17 protein-coding genes are annotated in these 24,874 nt (G+C 73.9%); 8 read left to right on the forward strand and 9 right to left on the reverse strand.

The features are described 5' to 3' along the window. Window positions 1–31 precede the first annotated feature (31 nt). Complete coding sequence (locus IF00_RS0118270; RefSeq protein ID WP_030319336.1) at window positions 32–892, reverse strand: glutathione S-transferase C-terminal domain-containing protein; 861 nt, start codon at window positions 890–892, stop codon at window positions 32–34. A gap of 437 nt (window positions 893–1,329) precedes the next feature. Between IF00_RS0118270 and IF00_RS0118275 the strand changes: the two genes are divergently transcribed. The 4 genes from IF00_RS0118275 to IF00_RS47020 all read left to right on the forward strand — a co-directional run bounded on the left by IF00_RS0118275 (window position 1,330) and on the right by IF00_RS47020 (window position 5,567). Further along, complete coding sequence (locus IF00_RS0118275; protein ID WP_030319337.1) at window positions 1,330–1,785, forward strand: RrF2 family transcriptional regulator; 456 nt, start codon at window positions 1,330–1,332, stop codon at window positions 1,783–1,785. A 159-nt stretch (window positions 1,786–1,944) separates the two neighbouring features. After that, window positions 1,945–3,312, forward strand: a complete 1,368-nt coding sequence (locus tag IF00_RS0118280) for an acyl-CoA dehydrogenase family protein (protein WP_030319338.1) — start codon at window positions 1,945–1,947, stop codon at window positions 3,310–3,312. 159 nt (window positions 3,313–3,471) lie between these two features. Continuing rightward, window positions 3,472–4,344: a universal stress protein gene (locus IF00_RS0118285; RefSeq protein ID WP_030319339.1), complete on the forward strand. Its 873-nt coding sequence runs from the start codon at window positions 3,472–3,474 to the stop codon at window positions 4,342–4,344. 152 nt (window positions 4,345–4,496) lie between these two features. Beyond that, complete coding sequence (locus IF00_RS47020; protein WP_030319341.1) at window positions 4,497–5,567, forward strand: CAP domain-containing protein; 1,071 nt, start codon at window positions 4,497–4,499, stop codon at window positions 5,565–5,567. A gap of 17 nt (window positions 5,568–5,584) precedes the next feature. Here IF00_RS47020 and IF00_RS0118295 read toward each other — a convergent pair whose 3' ends face one another. From IF00_RS0118295 to IF00_RS0118320, 6 genes are all read right to left on the reverse strand, one after another. Further along, a complete protein-coding gene (locus IF00_RS0118295) occupies window positions 5,585–7,183 on the reverse strand; it encodes a sigma-70 family RNA polymerase sigma factor (RefSeq protein ID WP_030319342.1) in 1,599 nt (532 codons plus the stop codon). A gap of 97 nt (window positions 7,184–7,280) precedes the next feature. Beyond that, entirely contained in the window at window positions 7,281–7,571 is a 291-nt protein-coding gene (locus IF00_RS0118300; protein WP_030319344.1) for a hypothetical protein, read from the reverse strand. Window positions 7,572–7,701: 130 nt separating this feature from the next. Then, window positions 7,702–9,921: an NADP-dependent isocitrate dehydrogenase gene (locus IF00_RS0118305; RefSeq protein ID WP_030319345.1), complete on the reverse strand. Its 2,220-nt coding sequence runs from the start codon at window positions 9,919–9,921 to the stop codon at window positions 7,702–7,704. A gap of 43 nt (window positions 9,922–9,964) precedes the next feature. Continuing rightward, on the reverse strand, window positions 9,965–11,035 hold the full coding sequence (locus IF00_RS47660; RefSeq protein WP_030319347.1) for a phosphatase PAP2 family protein: 1,071 nt from the start codon (window positions 11,033–11,035) through the stop codon (window positions 9,965–9,967). 355 nt (window positions 11,036–11,390) lie between these two features. After that, window positions 11,391–11,573, reverse strand: coding sequence for a hypothetical protein (locus IF00_RS41355; RefSeq protein WP_037638522.1), 183 nt, complete (start codon window positions 11,571–11,573; stop codon window positions 11,391–11,393). 43 nt (window positions 11,574–11,616) lie between these two features. Continuing rightward, window positions 11,617–13,458 carry a glycoside hydrolase family 15 protein gene (locus tag IF00_RS0118320; RefSeq protein ID WP_030319349.1) on the reverse strand — a complete coding sequence of 614 codons (1,842 nt, stop codon included), beginning with the start codon at window positions 13,456–13,458 and terminating at the stop codon, window positions 11,617–11,619. 150 nt (window positions 13,459–13,608) lie between these two features. Here IF00_RS0118320 and IF00_RS0118325 point away from each other — a divergent pair, with 150 nt between their 5' ends. From IF00_RS0118325 to IF00_RS0118340, 4 genes are all read left to right on the forward strand, one after another. Further along, complete coding sequence (locus IF00_RS0118325) at window positions 13,609–14,394, forward strand: glycosyltransferase family 2 protein (RefSeq protein ID WP_037638524.1); 786 nt, start codon at window positions 13,609–13,611, stop codon at window positions 14,392–14,394. 951 nt (window positions 14,395–15,345) lie between these two features. After that, window positions 15,346–17,235: a glycosyltransferase family 4 protein gene (locus IF00_RS0118330; protein WP_030319350.1), complete on the forward strand. Its 1,890-nt coding sequence runs from the start codon at window positions 15,346–15,348 to the stop codon at window positions 17,233–17,235. Continuing rightward, a complete protein-coding gene (locus IF00_RS0118335; RefSeq protein WP_051820393.1) occupies window positions 17,217–18,107 on the forward strand; it encodes a PIG-L deacetylase family protein in 891 nt (296 codons plus the stop codon). Before IF00_RS0118330 ends, IF00_RS0118335 begins: the two co-directional genes overlap by 19 nt. Further along, window positions 18,094–19,191 (forward strand): glycosyltransferase family 4 protein, encoded by a 1,098-nt coding sequence (locus IF00_RS0118340; RefSeq protein WP_030319354.1) that lies wholly within the window; start codon window positions 18,094–18,096, stop codon window positions 19,189–19,191. Before IF00_RS0118335 ends, IF00_RS0118340 begins: the two co-directional genes overlap by 14 nt. Window positions 19,192–19,242: 51 nt before the next feature. On the opposite strand, the gene IF00_RS0118345 is transcribed toward IF00_RS0118340, so the two are convergent. Both IF00_RS0118345 and IF00_RS0118350 read right to left on the reverse strand, forming a co-directional pair. Beyond that, window positions 19,243–20,055: a class I SAM-dependent methyltransferase gene (locus tag IF00_RS0118345; protein WP_063740664.1), complete on the reverse strand. Its 813-nt coding sequence runs from the start codon at window positions 20,053–20,055 to the stop codon at window positions 19,243–19,245. Then, window positions 20,055–24,695, reverse strand: a complete 4,641-nt coding sequence (locus tag IF00_RS0118350) for an aminotransferase class I/II-fold pyridoxal phosphate-dependent enzyme (protein WP_245234561.1) — start codon at window positions 24,693–24,695, stop codon at window positions 20,055–20,057. The genes IF00_RS0118345 and IF00_RS0118350 overlap by 1 nt, the downstream gene beginning before the upstream one ends. Window positions 24,696–24,874 lie beyond the last annotated feature (179 nt).

Below are 24,874 nucleotides of genomic sequence, written 5' to 3' on the forward strand. Positions count from 1 at the left end.
CTTCGCCGGCCCTCCGTCCGCGTGCCCGGCGTCAGTCGGTCGGGCCGGACCAGTCGACCAGTCGGATGCCCGCGCCCGCGGCCTCGCGGCCCCGGCAGTGGGTGCGGTGGCGGCGCAGGATGCCGTCGATGTCGAGCCGGTGGGCGAACTCGGGGCGTGCGGCGAGGCGTCGGGCGTAGGCCCAGAGGGCCGGGTATCCGGCGACCCGGTCCATCGCGGCGGCGTCCAGGTGCCAGCGGTGGACGGTGTCGAGCTGGACCAGGGTGACCCAGACCTGCACGTCGGCCGCGGTCGGGGCGTCGCCGAGCACGTACGGGTGGCGGGCGAGGCGGCGTTCCAGAGAGCCGAGGGCCGCGAAGAGGACCGTGAGGGGGTCGTGGTGGGCGGCCTCGCCGTCGAGTCCGAGCTCACCGGCGCGCTGGGCGGCCCGGTTGATGCTCCGCTCGCACAGGTCGGCGATCGCCTCTGTCTCGCCGCGGTGTTCCTCCGGCAGCAGCTCGGGGCCTTCGCCGCGGAAGCGGAGGGCGAGGTCCCGCAGGATGTCGGGGACGTGTGTGCTGACGATCCGTCCGGTCCACCCGTCGCTGAGGACGGGCGCCGCGGCCGGCCCGTCGTAGAGGTGCGCGCTCGCCTCGTACAGCGGGCGGAGGGCGGTGTACCCGCCGTCGGGCGTGTCGGGGCTCTCGGGCAGTACGGAGAGCGGGAGCGTGTCGTCGAGTCCGAGCAGGCTGTGGGTCAGGGCGATGCTCAGACAGCCGGGGTCGTACGGGGCGACGTGGAGGCGGTAGCGGTGCGGTACGGCGTAGTGGCCGCTGTGGACGTCGCGGCCGATCCGGCCCCGGAAGGCGGGCACGGCGGAGGCGGGCAGCAGCGAGGACGGGACGACGGACATGCTTCTCCCTTGAGGGTGCTCGGTGCTGGGTCCGGGCGGCGCGCGGCGCGGCGCCGGTCGCGGCAGCGCGATGACGGCACCGGCTCCACGAGGGCCCGGAGGCAGCAGAGGTACGGGAAGAGGAGGGGAGGGGCGCGGCACTGCGCCCGCGGGGGTGACGCCCCTTCGGCGGTCGGGCCCTCAGCGGGTGGGGCGAACCACCGGGCGGTGCCCGCGACTCGCCGCGCTGCAGACCCGCAGCAGGTCGATGTGGCGGCGGGAGGTGAGGGGCAGGGACCGCGGGAGGGGTGCGGCGAGTGGCGTGTCGCGTCGACCGCTGCGTCCCATGATTCCCTACCTGTTCGCTCGGTTTCCCCGTCCCGAGTGTCCGACCGGCCCAGGACGACGTCAAGGGTGCGGTACGGGCCACCTCCGCAGGCGTGCGGAATAATGCGCGCATGCGCATTTCAGCCAGGGCCGACTACGCGGTGCGTGCCGCCCTCCAGCTCGCCGCCGCCCAGGACGCGGGTCCGCTGAAGGCCGAGGCCATCGCCGAGGGCCAGGGCATCTCGCACAAGTTCCTCGAAAGCATCCTCGGGGATATGCGCAAGGGCGGTCTCGTGCAGAGCCAGCGCGGCGGCAACGGCGGTTACTGGCTGGCCAGGCCCGCGGAGTCGATCTCGGTGGCGGAGGTCATCCGCTGCGTGGAGGGCCCCTTGGTCTCGGTCCGCGGGGAGCGGCCGCCGGACCTGTCGTACACCGGTCCCGCCGAGTCGCTGCTCACGCTCTGGATCGCGCTCCGGGCGGGTGTCCGCGAGGTGCTCGGGGTGTCGCTCGCGGAGGTCGCGGCGGCCCAGCTGCCCGACACGATCGTCGCGCTCGCGGACGATCCGGAGGCATGGACCAACCCCTGAGCCCTTGGGCCCAACCGCGCATGACCTGCACCGATGTGACTGCTTCTCACTTTTCGAGACGACCTTGTCCAGCTTACGGACGCCTCTTGGGGCGACGGCCTGCCCTCTGCCACTATCCCTACTATTCCAGTGGGGATACGAGAAGACGTGTGAGGTGACGTGAGTACGCCGAGGAAATCGCCGAAGAGACCAGCGATACGCACCACCTCCGCACCGGCCGCGGGCCCCGTCGCGCGATCCGCCGAACGGCCCGGCGAAAGCCCGGTCGACCGGCCCGCCGACGATGCGATCTGGCCCCGCGTCACCCGCGAACTCGCCGACGACCTCGCCGTCGACGCCCTCGCCAGGGACCGTGCGGGCAAGGCGCCGTTCGACGAGGTCGCCCGGCTTCAGGAGGCCGGGCTCCCCGCCCTCCTGACGGCCCCGGGACCGAACCGGCGGGGCGCGGACTGGCAGGCGGCGTGTGCGGTCGTCCGGGAGATCTCCGCCGCCGACAGTTCGGTCGGCGAGCTCCTCGCCCACCACTACGCCCTGTCCTGGAGCAGCCGCTTCTTCGGCGGCCCCGCGCGGGACCCGGGCACCCCCCTCGCGAACGGCCACCCCCTCGACGTGCGCACCACCGAGGGACGCTGGCTGCTCGCCGGGGGCGTCGAGACGCCCCGCCCGGAGACCGGTACCGGCCTCACGCTCACCCCGGCAGACTCCGGTGGCGGCTGGATCCTCGACGGGACCCGCAGCTTCGCGTCCGCCGTGACGGTCGCCGACCGGCTCGTCGTCGGGGCCCGCCCCGGCGGCAGCGGCGACCTCTTCGTCGTCCTGGTGGACCCGGCCGAACCCGGGGTGTTCACCGACAACGGGACGGAGCGGGTCGGCCAGAGGCTCGCCGGCGCGGGCACCGTCACCTTCGACCGGGTCCCCGTGGCACCCGAGGACGTCCTGGGCGCACTCCCCCACGACGAGCACGCCGTCGCCCCCTTCTCCACCCTCGCCCCGCTCGCGCTGCGGCTGCTCCTCGTCCACGTCGGGCTCGGCATCGCCGAGGGGGCGCTCGCCGAGGCCAGGGACATCAGCCGCGCCGGTCATGCCGGACCGGCACCGGCGGATCGTTCCGGCGGCGGCTCCGCACCGACCGGCGCCGGGGACGACCCGTACCTCCTGCTGGCGTACGGGGAGCTGGCGACGGCCGCGCACGCCGCCGCCGCCGTGGTGGAGCGGGCGACGGACGCGCTGACCCAGGGTCTGCTCGCCGCCTGGTCCCTGGGCGTGGAGGAACGCGCCGACATCGCCGTCCTGGTGGCGGCCGCCGAGACCGTCACCGGCCGGGCGGCCGTGCACATCACCACCCGCATCCTCGAACTCGTCGACGGTACGGCGGGCGCCGACGCACACGCCGGGGGGCCCGGCTTCGACCGCTTCTGGCGCAACGCCCGCGCACTCACCGCCCCCACCCAGGCGGCCCACCGGCTCCGCGACATCGGCGACCACTACCTCAACGGCACCCACGCGCGGCTGACCCTGCCGGCCTGACGGAGGGCGTCCCCCCGGCCGAGGGGGGACGAAGGGACGGACGGACCGGCATGTCGGGACGTCCGGCCCTCCCGCCGGGCGTCCGAAGGGCCCAAGCTGGGAGGTACGGGGTCCGGCCGTCCGGCGGGGCCCGACACGGAACCCCACGGAGGCAGCCTGATGAGTCGTGAGATCGTCGCAGGAGTGGACGGATCCCCGGAGAGCCTCGCCGCGGCGGACTGGGCCGCCCGCGAGGCGCTCCACCGGGACCTCCCGCTACGGCTCGCGCACACGTGGCGCTGGGAACCGATCGACCTCCCCCTGATCCAGGACCGTGCGAGCCAGGAACGCGTCGCGGACGCCGTCCTGCGCGAGGCGGAGGACACGATCGCCCGGCACTATCCGACGCTCGCCCTCACCGCCGAGGTGCTGAGCGACACGCCGGTCGCCGCGCTCATCGGCACCGAGGAGCGGGCGGAGATGCTGGTCATCGGCTCGCGCGGGCACGGGGCCGTCGCCGGGTTCCTGCTCGGCTCCTACGGCCAGCAGATCATCGCCGACGCCACCCGCCCCGTGGTGGCCGTCCGGTCCCGCGACGGCGATCCGGCCGAACCGCCCACCGGGCACGTGCTCGTCGGTCAGCTCGGCAGCCCGGAGGACAGCGCCGCCGCGCTGGGCTTCGCCTTCGCGACCGCCGCCGCGCGGGGGGCGTCCGTGCGGGCCGTGCGGGCGTGGAGCCTGCCGGCGCTCTACGCGTACAGCCCTGCCTCCATGCGGCTCGCCGACGAGGCCGGCGGGCTGGTCCCGTACGAGGAGAAGGCGCTGCGCGAGGCCCTCGCGCCCTGGCGCGAGCGCTACCCGGACGTGCCGGTCACCGAGCACGTCGAGCTGGGCAGCGCCGGCCAGGTGCTGCTCTCCGCCTCGGGGGCCGCCCAGCTCCTGGTGGTCGGCCGGCGGGCCAAGCGGGGGGCCGTCGGACCGCGCATCGGGTCCGTGGCTCACGCGGCCCTGCATCTCGCGCCCTGTCCGGTGGCGGTCGTCCCGCAGGGCTGAAAGGGTGCGACTCAGGTTGACGCACGGAGTTGACGCGTCAGGTTGACGAGGAGTGTCGGGGCGGACGGGGCCGGAAAGTGTTACCGCCGTCGCCCCGGTGGCTCTCCCCAGCGCCGGACCGTTCGGCGACCACGGCGAGAGAGCGGAGCTCCATGCGGCACCACGACCGTCCCGGTCCCCCCGGCCATCCCGAACCCGCCCCGCACCCGCTCGATGGCGTACGGGACTTCGCGGCGGATCCCGCCACGGCGGACGATCCCGCGACGGAGGACGCCCGCGCGTCGGCATACGCCCCGGGGGCGCGCGTGAGCGGACGGTACCGCAAGGGCGGCGGAGCGAGGCGGCGCCCCGCGCGGCGGCCGTCCTTCCGGACCGCCGTCACCGTCGCCGGGTCCGCGGCCGCCGTCCTGACGGTGGCCACCGGGATGTACGTCGCCTCCCTCGGGTCCGGTGGCACGACCGCCGTCCCCTCGGCCGCCGAGCCGGTCGTGGCGCTGCCTTCCACCACCACCGCCGGGGCCTCGGACACCGCCCCGGAGACCGTACGGGGCGCGGGAGGCGTACGGGAGGTGCGGGCCGTACGGGTGACCGGGCCGAGCTCTGCCGTCCCGTCGCCGCCCTCGACCGCTGCCACGCCCTCCCCCCGTACGGCGGGGACGGCCCCGGCCGGCTCCGCACCTGCGGCGCCCCGGCCGGAGACACCGCCGAAGGCGGAGTCGGAGCGACAGCGCGAGCCCCGCCGCGAACAGGCCCCGGCGCAGCCGCGGCCGGCGCAGCCCCAAGGGCTGCAGCGGGCGCAGGGTGCGGCCCCGGTGGCACAGGCACCGGCGGGAAAGGCGCCGCGGTTCGTGCAGGACGTCATCGCGCTCGCCAACGCCGAGCGGGAGAAGGCCGGTTGCGGCCCGCTGCGGTCCGAGAGCCATCTGCGGACCGCCGCCCAGGGCCACGCCGACGACATGTCCGCCCGCGACTACTACGAGCACGACGATCCGGAGGGCCGCGACGCGGGCGACCGGATGACCGGCGCCGGGTACACGTGGTCGACCTGGGGGGAGAACATCCACCGCGGGCCGAAGACGCCGGCGAGGGCGATGGAGGACTGGATGGACAGTCCCGGCCACCGGGCGAACATCCTCAACTGCTCGTTCAAGGACATCGGCGTCGGGGTGACGCTGACGGCCAACGGTCCTTGGTGGGTGCAGAACTTCGGTGCCAGGCGCTGAAGCGCCGGCCGGGTGGGTCACGAGGCGGGAGCGGCGAGCTTCTGCACCCAGATCGTGCCGCCGGGACCGGGCGCCGACGCCACTCCGGTGTCCCGGTACCGGCAGTCGAGCATGTTCTCCTCGTGCATCGACCCGTCCGTCCAGTCGTCGACGACGGACGCCGGGTCGGCCGTACCCCGGTCCAGGTTCTCCGCCCAGGCACCCCAGGCGTAACCCGCGGCGGTGATCCGGCTGTCCGCGAACTCGCCCTCGGGGCTGGCGTGGCCGAAGTAGCCGCGCGCGGCCATGTCACGGGCGTAGCCGCGGGCCGCCTCGGTGAGCCGGGGGTCGATGCGCAGCGGGGCGCAACCCGCCTCCGCCCGCAGCCGGTTGACGAGACCGGTCACCCGTTCCTCACGCGTGGGTGCCGGCGTGGGGCGCGGGGTGCGGCGGGGGGTCGGAGGCGTGGCCGTCGGCGTGGGTGCGGCGGTGCGGGTGGGGGTCGGCGTCGCCGGGGGCGTGGTCGGGGCGGGGGGCGCCGGGGGCGCGGCGACCGGGCTGCCCGGCGCCATGCGCACGTGCGGGTCCTGGGGGACGAGGAGGGCGACCGCACCCAGGACGGCGACCGCCGCGGCTCCGGCGGCTCCGGCCCGGCGCAGGGGTGTCCACCGGGAGACGCTGTCGGACACGGCCGGGTCGGGGGCGATCCCCTCGGAAGCGGGCGTGTGCGACACGGCCGCGTCGGGGGCCGCCGGGCCCGGGAGAGTGACGTCCGGGAAAGCGGCGTCCGGGACGGTGGTGCCGGACGCCAGCGTGTCGAAGGCGACGGATTCGGCGGCGGGACCGTCCGTGAGCCCGATCACCAGCGGCGGTACGAGTCCGAGGCCGACGAGCAGGCCTTCGACGGGAGCGAGGCCGCTGCGGCCGGTGACCCGCGCCGTGCAGGCGGCACAGGTGCGCACGTGGCGGGCGATGCGTTTGCGCCAGAGCGGGGAGGGCCGGCCGTCCCAGGCCGTGACGGTCTCCGCGAGGTCGGGGCAGCCCGGCATCGCGTCGAGGGCGCGGACGACGGCGCGGCCGGTCTCCAGGCGTTCCTTCATCCGCTGGACGCGGACGGCGGCGTGCTGCGGGGATATCCCGCCGAGGCCCTCGGCGAGCTCGGCGCGGGTCAGCTCGCCCGCGGCCTCCAGCCACCACAGCGCGAGCAGCTCACGGTCGTCCTCGTCGAGCCAGCGGGTCGCGCGTGCCACGTCGCGGCGCTGGCCGGACAGGCCGAGCCGGAGGATGGTGACCTCGGTGAAGTCGCCGGCGGCCGGGTCGGCCAGGTCGGCGGCCCGGTCGAGGCCGGGCACGGCTGCCTGCTGGCGTTCGCGCCAGCGGCGGCGGATCCCGTTCATGGCGATGGCGACGAGCCAGGACCGGAAACGGGCCGGGTCGCGGAGACCCGTCAGGCCGTCGAGGGCGCGGACCATCGTCTCCTGGACGATGTCGTCGGTGTCGGCGTGGCCGTCGAGGGCCCGGCCGACGATGTTGTGGACGAGGGGCAGGTAGGCGCGGACCAGCGCGTCCCTGGCGTGCGCGTCACCGGCCCTGGCGGCTTCCACCAGCGCGGTGGTGCGGCGCTCGTCGCTGTGCATGGATCTGCTCCCTCATCCCTGGTGCGAGTCCCCCGTGGTTCGGAGACCCGTGGGCGAGGGAGGGATAACACTTATCGGTGATCGACGCCGACGTCCATCACCGCGGTGGTACGGGCAGGGTCGGGACCGTGGCCCCGCTCCCCTCCCGGACGGCTGCCACGACGGCGTCGTGCAGATCGCGGCTCTCCTCCTCCGACGCGCACGGAACGGGACTGCCCGACATGGTGAACCAGTCGGACGCGCCGCTGTACTGCACGGCCACGCGTGCCTCGTTGTCGGCCCAGGTCGTGTGCACGGTCAGATCGCCCGTGACGACTCCGGCCTCGACGGTCAGCACCCCACCTCGCCCGGTGTATACACCGGCGGTCGTCCAAGATGCCCAGCTCATCCATCCAGGTTCACACCCGGATGGCGGATGCGCCACCGACGGGACCGCCCCGGTCGGAAGAGTTCCGTCCGGGGCGGCGCCACGCGTGTGCCCGACGGGGCGTGGGAGGCGGAGGGCCTCCCGTGCCGCATCAGGCGAGGGAGGCGACGGCCTCGTTGAAGGTGGCGGACGGGCGCATCACGGCCGCGGCCTTGGCCGGGTCGGGCTGGTAGTAGCCACCGATCTCGGCCGGGGAGCCCTGGACGGCGACGAGCTCGTCGACGATCTTCTGCTCGTTGGCGGAGAGGGTCTCGGCCAGCGGCGCGAAGGCCTTGGCCAGCTCCGCGTCCTCGGTCTGGGCGGCCAGCTCCTGGGCCCAGTACAGGGCCAGGTAGAAGTGGCTGCCGCGGTTGTCGATACCACCGAGGCGACGGGTCGGCGACTTGTCCTCGTTGAGGAAGGTGCCGGTGGCGCGGTCGAGGGTGTCGGCGAGGACCTGGGCGCGGGAGTTGCCCGTGGAGGTCGCGAGGTGCTCGAAGCTGGCGGCCAGGGCGAAGAACTCGCCGAGGCTGTCCCAGCGGAGGTAGTTCTCCTTGACGAGCTGCTGGACGTGCTTCGGGGCGGAGCCGCCTGCGCCGGTCTCGAAGAGGCCGCCGCCCGCCATCAGCGGGACGACCGACAGCATCTTGGCGCTGGTGCCCAGCTCCAGGATGGGGAAGAGGTCGGTCAGGTAGTCACGGAGGACGTTGCCGGTGACGGAGATGGTGTCCTCGCCGCGGCGGATGCGCTCCAGGGAGAACTTCGTCGCCTCGACCGGGGACAGGATCTTGATGTCCAGGCCCTCGGTGTCGTGCTCGGGCAGGTACTGCTTGACCTTGGCGATCAGCTGGGCGTCGTGCGCGCGGTTCTCGTCCAGCCAGAAGACGGCCGGGGCGCCGGTGGCGCGGGCGCGGGTGACGGCGAGCTTGACCCAGTCCTGGATGGGCAGGTCCTTGGTCTGGCAGGCGCGGAAGATGTCGCCCTCGGCGACCTCCTGCTCCAGGACGACGTTGCCCTCGGAGTCGACGAGGCGGACGGTGCCGGCCTGCGCCATCTCGAAGGTCTTGTCGTGGGAGCCGTACTCCTCGGCCTTCTGCGCCATGAGGCCGACGTTCGGGACGGAGCCCATGGTCGACGGGTCGAAGGCGCCGTGGGCGCGGCAGTCCTCGATGACGGCCTGGTAGACGCCGGAGTAGCTGTGGTCCGGGAGGACCGCGAGGGTGTCGGCCTCCTGGCCGTCCGGGCCCCACATGTGGCCGGAGGTGCGGATCATCGCCGGCATCGAGGCGTCGACGATGACGTCGGACGGCACGTGCAGGTTGGTGATGCCCTTGTCGGAGTCGACCATCGCCAGGGCGGGGCCCGCGGCGAGCTCGGCCTCGAAGGAGGCCTTGATCTCCTCGCCCTGCGGGAGCGACTCCAGGCCCTTCAGGACGCCGCCGAGGCCGTCGTTCGGGGAGAGGCCGGCACCGGCGAGCACCTCGCCGTACGTGGCGAAGGTCGCGGGGAAGAATGCGCGGACGACGTGACCGAAGACGATCGGGTCGGAGACCTTCATCATCGTGGCCTTGAGGTGCACGGAGAAGAGCACGTTCTCGTCCTTGGCGCGGGCGACCTGCTCGCCGAGGAAGGTGCGCAGGGCGGCGGCGCGCATGACGGCGGCGTCGACGACCTCACCGGCGATGACCTTCAGCGGCTCGCGGAGCTCGCCGGTGGTGCCGTCGGCGGCGGTGAACTCGAAGCGGAGGGTGTCGTCCTTGGTGACGACGACGGACTTCTCCGTGGAGGCGAAGTCGTTCTCACCCATGGTGGCGACGTTGGTCTTGGACTCGGGGGTCCAGGCGCCCATGCGGTGGGGGTGGTTCTTGGCGTAGTTCTTGACCGAGCCGGGCGCGCGGCGGTCGGAGTTGCCCTCGCGCAGGACCGGGTTGACGGCCGAGCCCTTGATCTTGTCGTAACGGGCGCGGACGTCCTTGTCCTGCTCCGTCCGCGGGTCGTCCGGGTAGTCCGGGAGGGCGTAGCCCTGCGCCTGGAGCTCGGCGATCGCGGCCTTGAGCTGCGGGATGGACGCCGAGACGTTCGGCAGCTTGATGATGTTGGCGCCCGGCGTCTTGGCCAGGTCGCCGAGCTCGGCGAGGGCGTCGGCGATGCGCTGGCCCTCCTCCAGGAACTCGGGGAAGACGGCGATGATGCGGCCCGCGAGGGAGATGTCCCGCGTCTCGACCGTGACGCCGGCCTGCGAGGCATACGCCTGGATCACGGGCAGGAACGAGTACGTCGCCAGGGCAGGCGCCTCGTCAGTGTGGGTGTAGATGATGGTCGAGTCAGTCACCGGGTGCTCCGCTCCACGTCTGCGTATGCGAGATTGCTCGACATCAAGATATCTCGTGATCGAGGTCCTCGGTAAAGGGCCCCACGAGCTCGCCGTCCCGGGGCACTCCGGCGGCCTCGACGAAGGGCCCGCCGAGCCGGTACGGGTTGGGGGCGCCCTCGACGTCGACGCGGCGGAGCAGACCGAGCAGGAGGAGGCCGGCCGCGGCGACGACGCCGGCGGCGAGGGCCTGGCCGCACCGGTGGGCGAGCCGGAGCTCGGCCGGGTCGTACGGGGCGGTGCTCGGCAGGGCGAGGGTGTCCCCGAGGAGCCAGAGGCCCACACCGAGGCCGCCGACGGCCAGCAGGGTGAGCGGCACGGTCACCGGGAGACCGGGGACGGTGGGCCCCCGCCGGGCGCCGGGGCGCACCTTGCCCTTGCGGGCGACGACGGCGAGGAGGCCGCAGAACACGGCGAGGACCACCAGGGCGGCGGCGATGACGTCCCCGGGCCGGTGCTGGCCCGCGGCGATGGTGTACGCGCCGACGCCGACGGCCCAGAGCGTGGCGGCGCCGACGACGGCGCTGCGCAGCCGGTAGGGGACGACGAGGGCCAGACCGAAGGCGATGCCGAGGGCGAGCGTGGTCTGGGCGCTGGGGAAGCCGCTGGACATGAGCCCGCCGGCGTCGGGGTGCCGGGGGCGCGGTGCGTACCGCTGGAGGAGTCCGGTGAGGGCGAGGGCGGTGACGACCGCGCCGGCGGCGAGGCCGGTGAGGGCGTACCGCCTGCGTATCAGGCCGGCGGCGAGCAGCAGGACGCAGCCGAGGACCAGGGAGAGGGTGGTGAGCCCGGCGAGCGAGGGGTGCTCGCGGAGCACGGTGGTGGCGGCGGCGTCGGCGCGCCGGCCGGTCATGGCAGCGTCGCCCCAGCGACGGCCGGTCGCGGTGAGCACGAGGCCCGCGTAGACGACGGTCAGCAGGAGTACGGCGCCGAGGCAGCCACGCCGGGTCCGGGTGCGGACTCGGGTGCTGAACGATCCGGCGGCCTCGCCTGCCACGGCGGCGTACCACCAGGTGCCATCGGTCTCCAGCGGCCTCGGGGAGCCGCCCGCGCGGGGCCTGTCGTAGGAAGCCATGCCCCGATTCGAACCCACGCGCGGCGGCCCCGCCCGCTGGACGCACCCGAACGAAACGCGTCGGGGGCGGGCCGGTGGGGCGGGTGCGGAGTGGGACACGGTGGACGGCCCGGGGCCCGTCGGCCCCACGGTCCCGGCCCGGGCCCATGGCGGCCGCCCGGCGGTCCGGGCCCGGGCCCGTGTACCCGGTCGGCGGTCCCGGCCTGGCGCATGGCGACCGCCCCGAGGTGCCGGTCTCGGGCCCGTGGCGGCGGATCAGCGGTCCGGGCTCGGGCGTTGGGCGACGGTCGCGAGGACGAGTCCACCGAGCAGGGCGAGCAGGGCCACGGCCCCGAGGACGTAAGGGGCCTCCCCCTCACCGAGGAGCCGCCCGCCCGCCGAAGGCCACCGCCATCACCGGCTGCGCCCAGCCGAAGAGCTCGGGCCGGTGGACGCGGCGCCGTTGGAACGGCAGGATCCAGCCGGTCCGGATCGCCGCCGCACCGCCGACGGGGAACAGCACCGCGAGCACGCTCGACACGATCGGGAACCACGACATATCGCCCCCCTCGACTCCCGGTGGACACCCGGAGCCGGCGCGATCATGCCACAGCGAGATGGCGGGAGCCCGTACGGCCGTGGCGCCGGGTCCCGTAGAGCGTGAACGCCGTGTTCACCAGGGCCACATGACTGAGCGCCTGCGGCATGTTGCCCAGCTGACGGCCCGCCACCGGGTCCCATTCCTCGGCGAGCAGGCCGACGTCGTTGCGGACGTCGAGGACCCGCTCGAAGACGGCGCGGGCCTCGTCGGGGCGGCCGGTCATGGCGAGCGCGTCGGCGTACCAGAACGTGCAGGCGACGAAGGATCCTTCGGTGCCGCCGAGGTCGTCGAGTTCGTGCGTTCCGCCGTCCCGTACGTCGCCGTAGCGGCGGAGGAATCCATGGTCGTCGAGGCGCGCCATCGCCCGGACGGTGCCGAGTACACGGGGGTCGTCGGCGGGGAGGAAGCCGAGCCGGGGGATCAACAGGGCCGTGGCGTCGACCTGATGGCCTCCGTAGTACTGGGTGAAGGACTGCTGCTCCTCGCTCCAGCCCCGCGCACAGATCTCCGCGCGCAGTTCGTTGCGCAGGGCCTGCCAGTGCCCGAGCGAGCCGCGGAGCCCGGCGACCCGGGCGAGGCGGACGGCGCGGTCGGCGCCGACCCAGGCCATGACCTTGGAGTGGACGAAGTGACGGCGCGGGCCCCGGACTTCCCAGATGCCCTCGTCCGGCTCCTGCCAGCGTTTGCCGAGGTACTCCAGGAGCGAGGCGACCAGCGCCCAGTCCGGGGCGTCGAGGGCGACGCCGGCCCGGACGGCCGAGTAGACGGTGTTGAGCACCTCGCCGTAGATGTCGAGCTGGAACTGGTCGACGGCCGCGTTGCCGAATCTGACGGGGCGCGAATTCTCGTAGCCCGGAAGCCAGTCGGCGTGCGTCTCGGGCAACTGCCGCTGCCCTTCGACCCCGTACAGGGGCTGGAGGTCGGCGGGGTCGCCGGCGACGGCGCGGACGAGCCAGTCCTTCCAGGCGAGCGCCTCCCTGCGACAGCCGCCGCGCAGCAGGCAGGAGAGGGTGAACGTGGAGTCGCGCAGCCAGCAGAAGCGGTAGTCCCAATTACGCTGCCCGCCGAGGGACTCGGGCAGGGAGGCGGTGGCCGCGGCGACGATACCGCCGGTAGGGGCGTAGGTGAGGGCCTTGAGGGTGAGCAGGGAGCGGATGACCGCCTCGCGCGCCGGTCCCTCGTACCGGAGTGCGGCGGCCCAGTCGTTCCAGAGGTCGAGCGTGCGGGTGAGGGTGGCGTCGATCTCGGAGGGCGGGGCGGCGGCGGGCGCGGGGTTGTGCGAGGGGCGCCAGCCGAGGACGAAGGAGACGCGGCGGCCGGCGGTGACGGTGAAGTCGACGGTGGTGCGGTCCGGGGTGACGACGGGCTCGACACCGGGCTCGCACGAGAGGTACGCGGCGTCGGGTCCTGCGACCCAGGCGACGGTGCGGCGGTCCACCGAGCGGATCCAGGGCACGATGCTGCCGTGGTTGAAGCGGACCCTCAACTCGCTTCGTACGTCGACCCGTCCGGCGATTCCCTCGACCACGCGGACGATGCGCGGGGCGTCCTCGCTCGGGGAGCGCGGGGGCATGAAGTCGGTGACGCGGACGGTTCCGGTGAGGGATTCCCAGACGGTGTCGAGGACGAGGGTGTCGCCTCGATAACTCCTGCGCGTGCAGCGGGTCCTGCCGACGGGGGCGATGAGCCAGCGCCCGTGCCCCGGATCGCCGAGCAGGGCCGCCAGGCACGCGGGCGAGTCGAAGCGCGGCGCGCACCACCAGTCGACGGACCCGTCGGCCCCCACGAGCGCCGCGGTCTCCAGGTCACCGACGAGGGCGTAATCCTCAATTCGGCATGCCATGACGGGATTGTATGCCTGATCGAATTCCTGTGCAGAGAGGAGAGGAATACTTTCCTGGAGACCCGCATACCCTTCCTCCATTTCTTGACGGCATCGTCTCCGGGGAAGGATCCTGAAGTACGCGGGTTTTCCGCGCGGAAGGCCGTACCTATGAGTAGCGATTCGCATCCCCTGCGCCGTTCGACCGACCGCGCACCCGATTCCGGCACGCGTACGGTGAGTCTCGTCCTCACGGTCCGCCCCGGCGAGGGCGATCCGCGGACGGCGCTCGATCTGCTCCTCGATCAAGTGCCGTCGAGCGTGCGGGACGTGGTCCTGGTCGGCGGCGCGCCCGGCGAGCGGCGGGCGCACCGAGGGCTCACCGTGCGCGGGCTCGGGTCCTGGGACTCCTCGCGCGGCGACATTCCGCACGCGGGTCTGCTCGCCGCGACCGGTGATCTGGTCGTGCTGATGAACGCCGACGGCAGCATGTCGCCGCACGAGATCCCGCACTACCTGCATTACCTGGACAGCGGTTACGACTTCGTCAAGGGATCACGCTTCATCGCGGGTGGGGATTTCGCCGACTACCCGCTCTCGCGGCGGCTCGGACATCGCGCGCTGCTGCGGGTCGCGCACCGGATGTACGGCCAGCACCTGACCGATCTCTGGTACGGGTTCTGTGCGTTCCGGCGCTCTTTCGTCGACCTCCTCGACCTGCGCGAGGACGGCGTCGAGCTGGGGGCCGAACTGGTCACGCACGCCTTGCACTACGGCCTGCGCGTCGCCGAGGTGCCCAGTCTCGAACGGCCGCGCCTCCACGAGCAGGTGCACCTCCGCACGATCCGCGACGGCACGCGGATCCTCGGCACGCTCCTCGACGAGCGACCGCACAACGCCCTGTCGCGGCTGGCGCACCGGCGGCGCCCGCGCGCCGTCCGCTCTCCCTCCGGTTGACGAATCGCCCGAAAGGGTGCTTACGCTGGAAAGAGCAATATTCAGAACAGACCCTGAGCAGGGTCGGTTGCCGGAAGAGGCACGTCGTGACCTCCAAGCAGTTCGACCGAGCGCCGGTGGCATCCGCACCGCATCCTCTGCGGCGGCTGACCGACTGGCCGCTCGCCGACGCCCGGCGCCGCACGCCCTGCCGCCCCGCGCACCGTCCGACCGCCCACCCTGCACGCCGGGCGGCCGACCGGATCGCCGCCGCCCCGCCGCCCCGGAGCCGGGCGTGCAGGCCGCGGGGATCGGCCCGGCGGCGACGCGTCCGCACGGCCCACACCCGCACGCGCAGCGCGCGTCGGAGCCGCGGCTCCGACGGACCGGACGGCTCGTCCGAACCAGCACCAGCGGGGGCCCGCGAACCCGCACCGGCCGGCGCTTGCGCACCGCACCGACCGGGCCGTGCCCGTGACCGCCGCCCGCAGCCCGCACTCGTCCGCCGCACGCCCGTGCGCCCCGAGCCCCGCGCCCTCCGCCGAGGAGGCGAGGCGTGATGACGGCCGCGCGCGGGCACACACCGCTCCACCACCGGCCTCTCCCCCGCCGGCCGCTCCCTCCGCCCGCGACGGTCTTCGTCGTGGCCCGGAACAGCCTCTCCGGTCCCTCGGCCCGCGCGATCGCGGCCGGGGCCGACGCTCCCCACGTCCCGTCGCCATACCCAGGCTCGCGTGCCCGGGAGCGCCGCGACGGGATCCCCGTCGTGGCCTACCGCGGGCCGTCCGACCTCTCCGGGGACGCGGCCGCCCCGGACCCCGAGACCACCGAGCGCGCGGTGCGCCGCGCCCGGTGCCCGGTGCCGGATCCACGTCCGGCACCGGGAGGGCGACACGCTCCCGCCGCCGCTCCACGGCTTCGACGGGGCACCCACGTTGAACGCGCCGCCGGAGGACCGTGGGGGCGGCGGCCATGACGCTCCCGCGGAGCCCCCTCCCCGCCGACCCACGGGACCCCCTGGCCGCCCGACCGCCGGCCGTCCGGGGCACCCTGCTCGTGGCCGTGTCCGGACCGGACGGCACAGGCAGGTCCTCGCTGGCCGGACGCCTCGGGGTGCTGCTCCGCGCGCGTGGACTCACGGTCGTCACCCTGCGCCGGCACGGCTGCCTCCTGTGCCGAAAGCGCCCGGTTCCGCCTCGGGTGAGGGATGCGGGGGAACCGGGTGGGGACGGGTGGACGCGGCGCGTCGCGGATCCCAAGCGCCGGGGATCCCGGCTGCGCCGCGCCCACGCGTTCCTCGAAGCGGTCGAGTTCGCGGTCCGGATCGCGGTCGCCGGGCTGCGGGCCCGCACGCGCGCGCGAGGCGGCGAGTCCGTCGTCCTCACGGACGCGGGGCCGCTCGACGGTCTGGTGAGGTTCGATCTCCCGGCCGGTTCGGCGGCGGGGTCCGTCTTTCGCCGGATCGCCGACCGTTACGGCCTGACGCTGCTCGTGGAGACCGGGCCCGGCATCCTGCCGGGCCGGGGCTGGGAGGAGATCGCCGGTCCCCCGACAGTCTGGTGGGCCCGCTACCGGAGCTGGTCGCGGCGGCTGCCGCGGATCACCCGGCTCGACGGTGAGCGGGCCCCGTCCTCGGTGGCGGCACAGGCCCTGGACCGGATCCTCGACACGGTGCGGGAACGCCCCCGGTCCGAGGCCGCTCCCGGGACGCGGCCGCACGTGGTGGTGTCCATCTACGACGACGCGGAGAACCCGGCCTGTCGGGACGGCGGCGCCATGGCCGTCGGCAAGGTGGCCCGCCGGCTCGCCGAGGACTTCCGGGTGACCGTGGTGACGGCCGGCCGGAGCGGCGGCAGTGGGGAGCGGAACGGCATCCGGTACGTCCGGCTGCCGGTCCGCCGGACCGGCGGCCGCGTCGGCCGGCTGCTGTTCCTGGCCCTGCTGCCGTTCGTGGCACGCCGGATCAGGCACGACCTGTGGCTGGAGAGTTTCTCCCCGCCGTTCTCGACGAGTCTCCTGCCCCTGGCGACGCGCGCCCCCGTCGTCGGCATCGACCAGGGCCGCAGGCCCGAGGCCCTGTGGCGGCGCTACCACGTGCCGTTCTTCCTGGTCGAACGGCTCGGGCTGCGCTGCTACCGGCACATCGTGGTGACGAACGCGGCCGACGGATCGGCGGTCCGGCGGCTCAGCCCCCGCGCCGACGTGCAGGTGATCGCGAACGGAGTCGAGCACCACCTCCTCGACGAGACCCGGCTCGGGACCGGGCGGTTCATGCTGTTCCTGGGGCGGATCGACGCCTGGGGCCAGGGCCTCGACCTGCTCTTCGAGGCGTACGAGCGGGCCGCGCCGCCGCTGAAGCTGCTGCTCGTGGGCACCGGCACCCCGGCCGAGGAGCGCGGGCTCGCCGCGCTCGTCACCGCCCACAACCGGGGGCGGCCGGAGCCGCGGATCGTCTGGGTGGGGCACGCCGACGAGGAACGCAGGCGTCGACTCCTCCTCGACAGCGCCTTTCTGGTAATGCCCTCGCGCCACGAGACGTTCGGCCTGGTCGCCCTCGAAGGCATGTCGTACGGCAGGCCGGTCCTCCACTTCGACCTGCCCGCGCTGCGCTGGATGCGCGGAGGGGGCGATGTGGCCGTGCCGCCGTTCGACGTGACGGCCTTCGCGGCGCGGATGAACGAGCTCGCCACCGACCCGGAACTCCGCCGCCGGCTCGGACGGCGCTCGGGGATCGCCGCCCGGCACTGCACATGGGATCAGATGACGGGCGGTTACCTGGCCCTCGCCCACCGGCTTCTGGACACTCCCGGCTCCGCACCACAGCCGAGGAAGAGGGGCTCGTCATGGCTGACGACCCGCTGACCGGTTTCGTCCGGACCGTCGTCGGATCGGGCGTCCCCATCCTGGTGCTCTCACCGCACCTGGACGACGCCGTCCTGTCCTGCGGCGGGCTGCTGGGATGGGCGGGGCGGCGGGCGCCCGTGACGGTCGCCTCGCTGTTCACGGAGGCCGCGCCACCGCCGTACACGCTGTCGGCACGCCGGTATCTGCGGCGGATCGGCGCCGAGGACGCGGAGGAGCTCTTCGCCGAGCGACGCGCCGAGGACCGCCGGGTCCTGGAGCGGCTCGACGCGCGCTGCCGCCATGTCGGCCTGGTCGACGGGCTGTTCCGGCGGCTGCCGCGACCCCGGCACGGCACGGAGCGGCCGGCCGCGCCGCCGCCCGAGCCGGCCGGGACGTATCCGACGGACAGACCTCCCCTGTCCCGGCGCCCGATGTCGCCGCACGACGCCGAGTCCCTGCGACTGGTCGGGGCGACCGTCGACGAGCTGCTGCCCCGCCGCTCCGGCGGTCTGCTCCTCGCTCCACTGGGCGTGGGCGGGCACGCCGACCATCTCCTCGTCCGCGCCGCCGCCGAGGAGAGCGGCCGGCGGGTCGTGTACTACAGCGAGTTCCCGTACAACCAGCATGCCGGCCCCGACGCCCGCTTCACCGGACGGCACCGGCTGGTGGCCCGCCTGTGGGAGCGGGGCCTCGACCGGAAGGCCGAACTGATCCGGGGGTACGGCAGCCAGGTCGCCGATCTGTTCCCCGACGGGCGCATCCCGCGCGTGCCCGAGGCGTACCTGCTCCCGGACAAGGGGTGGCCGACGACGCAGCCCGTGCCTCGGCCGCTCGCGGCGGAGCGCGTCCACGGGGCCGCGGTGACGGGAGCCGGCGATGCGTCACGATGAGCGGCGGCGCCCGCGTGTCCTGCTCCTGACCAGCAGCCCGCTGGACGGGGCGGACGGCGGTGAGGTGCGGCTCGCCGCCGACGTGCTCGAAGCCCTGCCCGACGTGGACTTCGTCTGGTACTCCCAGTGGCCGTCCCGCCGAACGACCCCGCCGGAGCGCGGCCGGCCCGTCCGCGTCCTCTCCCGTGACGGGTTGCCGCACCTGCCCGAGCGGGTGCAGGCCGCGGGCGCAGCGACCGTGTGGGCCCGCCGGGTCGACCTGGTGCACGCCTTCCTCAACGTCGGCCGTGTCTTCCCGGCCTTCTCGTGGCTGCGGCCGCTGTTGCTCGGGGGGCGCCCGGTGGTCCACACCGTGCCCTGGGTGATGGACGCGTCCTTTCTGAAACACGTCCGTCCGCTGGGGACGACGGTCGCCCTGTCGGAGTCGATGGCGCGGCGGCTGCGGGCCTCGGACTTCGGGGACATCCGGGTGATCCCGCCGATGATCGACCTCGACGAGTGGCCGTATCTGCCCCGTCCGGAGGGGTTCCCCGTGGTGCTGTTCGCGGGGCACCACGATCCACGGGGCGGGGTGGAGACCGTGATCGACGCGGCGGTGGAGGCAGTCCGTGCGGGGGCGAGGTTCCGTCTCGTGCTCGCGATGCGCCGACGGTCGGGCCAGGACAACGTCATGCTCGACGAGGCGCTGCGGGAACGGGCCGGTGCGGCGGGGCTCACGGACTTCGAGGTGCGCGGCTACGTCGAGGACATGCACGCGCTGCTCGCCACCGTCCATGTGCTGCTGTTCCCGCCGACGGCGCGCGTCGGCATGGCCGACATCCCGCTGACCGTCCTCCAGGCGCTCGCCTCGGGGCGGCCGGCGATCCTCAGCGACCTCCCCCAGTTCGCCGACCTCGGCAACGCGGTGCTCCGGGCCCCGGCGGGCGACGCGCGCCGCACCGGGCAGCAGCTGGCCTGGCTGCTCGACCAGCCGCGCTCCTGGGACGTGCTCGCCGACCGGGGCCGGGCGCTCGTCGAGGACCACTTCGGCCCCGAGCGGTTCGCGGCCCGGTACGCGGCCCTCTACCGGGAGCTGCTGGCGTGACCGCGGAGCCGGTCCGCCGTCACGTTCGACGCGGTGGGGCGGCGGCGGTCGTCACCCGTGATCCGCCGGGGCGGTGGTGGTGGTGGTCGGGGCCGCCACGGGGCCGGCCGGCGGTTCCTCGGTGAGCGGTCGCTCCGCGGTGAGGAGCAGGATGCCGGTGTCCCCGTACTCGGGCAGGGTGAGGTCCTTGGCGACCCGGGAGATCCGCAGACCGGTGGTACGGGGCGCGAAGACGGCCCGTAGGGCGGGTTCGTCGACCGGGCAGGCGGGCCAGACGGGTCCCGCGCCGATGCGATAGCTCGGCATGCGTTCCATGAAGGCGGCGAGGAGGCGGCCGCCGGGGCGGACCGCGCGGACGAAGGCGTCGCAGAACAGGGTGAACTCGCCGAAGTCCTCGGTGACGCTCTCCGCGACGAAGTTCATCGACGCGAGGTCGTACGTGCCGGGCACCAGGTCGTCGACGGTGCCGGGCACGACCCGTACCGGGCGCAGCGCCTCCGCGCTGCTCTCGGGGAGGCCGGGGTCGAGGGAGCGGCACAGGGCGTAGAAGGGCCCCCAGCTGTCGTCCGGGCCCCGGTCGAGCTGGCGGCGCAGGTAGCGGAGGTTGGCGGCGCTGGGTTCGAGGGCGTCGATCCGGCGGCTGGCCGCGCCCGCGAGCATCAGGGGGTAGAGGTTGGGTCCCGCACCGAGTTCGAGGGTGCGGGCCAGACCGCCGGGGGCGCAGCGCCGGTACACGGCGGCGTGGTGGTGGATGACGCCGATGTCGCAGGGGTGGAGCCGGCGGTAGTTCTCGGCGAGGTAGTCGGTGACGGGCCAGGCGTCCCAGTCGGCGTCCCGGTTGCGGCGCACCCGGGTCGTGCCCATCAGGGCGGCTCCGGTGTCCGGCCGGCCGTGACGGCGGAGGGGCGTGCGGCGTCGGCGGATTGCAGGGGGAAGCGTGCGGCGAGGCGGGTGAGCGTCGTGCAGAGTTCCTCGATCTCCTCGTCGGTGTTGGCGGCGGTGACCTGGACGCGGAAGCCGACCCGGTCGCGCGGGACGAGCGGGTACGAGGCGAGTGTCACGTAGATGCCGTGTTCCCAGAGGAAGGCGGCGACCTGGTCGAGGTCGTCGGCGTCGCCGAGCGGGATCTCGATGATCGGCAGTCCGTCGGTGTTGGGGGTGGCGATGCCCAGGGCGCGGACGTGGTCGAGGACACGGGCGGTCTTGCGGTGGAGGCCGGCCCGGATCTCGTCCCCGCGTGCGTCGTTGACGTCGAGTCCGGCCAGGGCGGTCGCGAGGGAGGCCGTCGGCGAGGGGCCGGAGTAGAGGTACGGGGCCGCCGCCACCTTGAGATGGTCCTTGAGCCACTTCGGGACGGCGAGGAAGGCGAGCAGCGAGGAGAAGGCCTTGGAGAAGCCGCCGACCAGGACGAGGTCGTCGTAGGTCTCGCCGAGGTGGCGGACGATGCTGTTGCCGCGCGAGCCGTAGGGGCTGGTCTCGCCGGGCCGCCGCTCTCCGATGACGCCGAAGCCGTGGGCGTCGTCGATGTACAGCAGGGCGCCGTTCTCCCGGGAGACCCGGGCCAGGGTGGGGAGGTCGGGGAAGTTGCCGGTCATGCTGTTGACGCCGTCCATGCAGATGAGGCGGCCGGCGTCGGCGGGCGCGCCGCGCAGCAGCGCCTCCAGCTCGTCGGGCCGGTCGGCGTGGAAGCGGTGGATCTCGGCGCCCTGGCCGCGGGCGGCGACACAGCCGTCGTACACGGTGCGGTGGGCCTGTGCCTCGACGAAGACCTGTCCGGTGCCGGCGAGGAGCGGGATCACCGACTGGTGGATGAGGGTGATGGTGGGCAGCAGCAGGGTGTCGGAGGCGCCGAGGAGTTCGGTGAGCCGCTCCTCGATCTGCGGGTAGAGGCGGGGGCTGCCGATGAGCCGGGACCAGCTGGGGTGGGTGCCCCAGCGCCTGACCTCGGGCTCGATCGCCTCGATGACCGTCGGGTCGAGGTCGAGACCCAGGTAGTTGCAGGAGGCGAAGTCGATGAGCCAGTCGTCGCCGACCCGGATGCGTCGGCCGTCGATCTCGTCGATGACGGCGTCGCACATGCGGCTGGTCCGGTGGAGGTGTTCGAGGTCGCGCCAGCGGGAGGCGCGCGGGGGGCGTCCCGCCCGTGCGGCGGGGCGGACGGCGGGCCGGGCGGGCGGACGCGCGCCGGACGGCGGGGCGCGGTGCAGATAGGACTCGGCCTGGTGGGCGGTCATGGGGCGGGCGAAGAGATAGCCCTGCCCGTAGCGGCAGCCCATGTCGGCGAGGAGGGCCCGCTGTTCCTCGTGCTCGATGCCCTCGGCGACGACCTGGAGGCCGAGGACGTCGGCGATGCGGACGATGCCTTCGACGAGCGCCACCTGCTGCGGGTCGGTCGTGATGTTGTCGATGAACGACTTGTCGACCTTCAGGACGTCGATGGGGAACTCGCGGAGGTAGCTGAGCGAGGAGAACCCGGTGCCGAAGTCGTCGATGGCGATGGAGACGCCCAGGTCCTTCAGGGCGGCCATGGTGGTCCTGATCTGGGCGTCCCTGCGCATCAGGACGGTCTCGGTGAGTTCGAGGACGAGGGAGCCGGGCGCGAGCCCCGAGGAGTGGAGGGTGCGGCGTACTCCTTCGAGGAATCCCGGGTCGCGGAACTGGCGGGCGGAGACGTTGACGCTGGCGTACAGCGGGGTCTTCCGGGGTCGGGCGCGCTGCCAGCGGGCGATGTCGAGCGCGGCGTGTTCGAGGACCCAGGCGCCGAGCGGCATGATGTGGCCGCTCTCCTCCGCCAGGGCGATGAACTGGTCCGGAGGGACCATGCCGCGGCGGGCGTGCGGCCAGCGGATGAGCGCTTCGAGGCCGGCCGGGGCGCCGTCCCGTACCTCGACGATCGGCTGGTAGCGCAGGGCGAACGCCTTGTCGGCGATGGCGGTGTCCATGCCCGCCTGGAGTTCGTGCCGGGCGACGAGCCGGGAGTGGAACTCGGGGTGGAAGAGCCGCCAGCGCTTCTTTCCGGCCGCCTTCGCCGCGTACAGGGCGAGGTCGGCGTGGCCGAGGAGTTCCTCGGCGTGGGCGCTGTCGAGGACGGTCGCGACGCCGACGCTGGTCGACACGGACACGGCGCCGTCGGTGAGGTGGAAGGGCTGGCTCAGGGTGTGCACGATCTCCGCGGCGAGGGTCTCCGCGTCGCGGGGTTCGCGCGCGCCCTCGATGAGGACGGCGAACTCGTCGCCGCCGAGCCGGGCGGCGGTGTCGGTGAGCCGCAGGACGGAGGTGAGGCGGCGGGCGACGGCGACCAGGAGTTCGTCGCCGACGGAGTGGCCCATGGTGTCGTTGACGACCTTGAAGTCGTCGAGGTCGACGAAGAGCATGCAGGTCAGGGTGGATTCGCGGCGTCCCCTGAGCAGGGCCCGCTCGACCCGTTCGAGGAGCAGGACGCGGTTGGGGAGGCCGGTGAGCGAGTCGTGGAAGGCCCGGTGGGTCAGCTCGCGTTCGAGCTTCCGCTGTTCGGTCACGTCGCGGAGGGTGAGGACGAGGCCGTGCACGGTGTTCTCGTCGCGGAGGTTGCTGCAGCGGACCTCCACCTCCAGGTCGGACTGCCCGCCGTGGAGGAGCTTCCAGTCGTCCCGGGCGTCGACGGCGGCGCGGGTGCGCGCGTCGGCCAGGACGCGCAGGGCGGAGGCCGTGTCGGAGGGTGCGACGAGGTCGGTGAGGGGGGTGCCGGGGAGCAGGGAGCGGCCGAACAGGGTCTCGGCGGAGGGGCTCGCGTACCGGACGGTGTCGTCGTCGTCGACGATGAGGATGACGTCCGAGGTGTTGTGCACAAGGGTACGGAAGTAGGCCTCGCTGGTACGGCGGTTGACCTCCTCGCTGAGGGCGAAGCGTTCGAGGGCGAGGGCCGCCTGGGAGGCGAGGGACTGGGCCGGGCCGGATATCTCGGCGAGCTTCTTCTCGGGGCCGGCGATGAGCAGGACGCCGAGCAGCGGTTCGGGGCCCGCCGGGGCCTGGAGTTCCAGGGGACAGAGCAGCGCGAAGGTCTCGGGGGCGAGCTCGGCGGCGACGGCGGGGTCGAGCCGGGACACGGGAAGGAGGCGGGTGCCGTCGGAGACGGTCTCGGGCCATGCGGCCTCCGGAGACCGGTCGGTCCCGTCGGTGGCGGGCCGGGGCGGATCGGCGGGAGGACGGGCCGGACCGGACGCCGAGGCGGTGGGGTGCCCGTTCCCGCCGGGCTTGTTCGCGGGCGGCGTCGCGTCGTGCGACGCCGGCTTCGGCTGGTTCGACGTGCGCAGCGGTGCTGTCGGGGGCCGGGTCAGGTCGTCCGTGCGGCAGCTCCACGGGTGGCCGGCGGTGGCGACGCCGCTCAGGCCGCCGCGGCGGTCGCGGGTGAGCAGGAGGACCCGGTGCCCGTTGCCGGGGCCGAAGAGGGTGGCGGACGCCGTCTCGACGGCTCCGGCGACCTCGCGGGGGCTCAGGGCGGCGACGAGTGACGCGGCGGCCATCCGGAGGCTGCGTTCGCGCGCCTCTGCCTTGCCGTGGTCGTTCATCATGCCCCAGAGCCGGGCGAGGACCAGCAGGAACATCAGCGCCGAGAAGATCGCGATGACGGCGATGTCCTGGTCCCGGTCCTGCCGCAGTGACTGGAACAGCAGCAGGGCGGGGGCGACGAGCGAGGCGCCGGCGAGCAGGGCGAGCCGTCGCTCGGCCACGTGGGGCGCCGGCTCGGGGGCGCGCTCGGTGAGCCCGGTCATCGAGGGGTGGAGGGCGGCGAGGCCCCATGCGGTGAAGAAGACGACCCAGCCGAGGTCCCAGGGGGTGCCGACCTGCCAGGTGCCGCGCAGTTGGAGCGTGCCGTAGATGACGTCGGAGGCGAGGATGCCGCAGGTGCCGAGGGTGAGGAGCTGCACGGACCGCGATCTGAGACCGCCCGGCACGAGAAGCCTGGCGAGCATGGCGAGCATCAGCACGTCGCCCAGGGGATAGGCGATGGAGATGGCCTTCTCGATCCAGCTCATGTCGTCGCTCCTGGCCAGCGGGGTGATGAGGTTGACCCAGGAGAGCAGGGCGAGGCCGGAGGTGAGGATCAGCGCGTCGAGGACGACGCCGAGGTCGCGGCCGACGGCCCGGTAGCGGATGAAGCCGAACAGGCCGATGGCGAACAGCGGGTACGTGGCCAGGTACAGGGCGTCGGCGACGGAGGGGAACGGCCTGGTCTGGCCGAAGAAGGCCTCCAGGGCGTTGTACGCGGTGTCGCCGCCCACGAAGGCGAGGTTGGCGGCGGCCAGCACCAGCCAGGGCCAGCGCCGGGACGGCTTGTGGAGGTGGACACCGACGAGCATGGCGGCGACGCCGCTGAGGCCGATGAGCGCCCACAACACCGTGTGCCGTGCGGGGAACTGCAGGTAGGCGGCCGTCAGCGCGGCCACGATCACGAGGTACACCAGGGTCCATCGGCGCAGTGCCCGGGTCGCGATGGGCGGCCTGTTGGGCTGGCGCAGCGACATCGTCGACCGCCCCCTTGCCGGGTCGGACGGACGCTGTCGGAAGCGCCCTGTTCGCGGATGGGACCCCGTACGGTGTCCATTCTCCGGGGCGCCCGGGACACCTGCATCTCGGAGCCGGTCGCGTGGGGACCGGAGCGCGGACGAGGGCGGGGTGGCTCCGCGTCAGGAGGAGGCGGCCG

It is taken from the genome of Streptomyces flavochromogenes, from assembly GCF_000717595.1.
In the GTDB taxonomy this organism is placed as follows: Bacteria; Actinomycetota; Actinomycetes; order Streptomycetales; family Streptomycetaceae; genus Streptomyces; species Streptomyces flavochromogenes.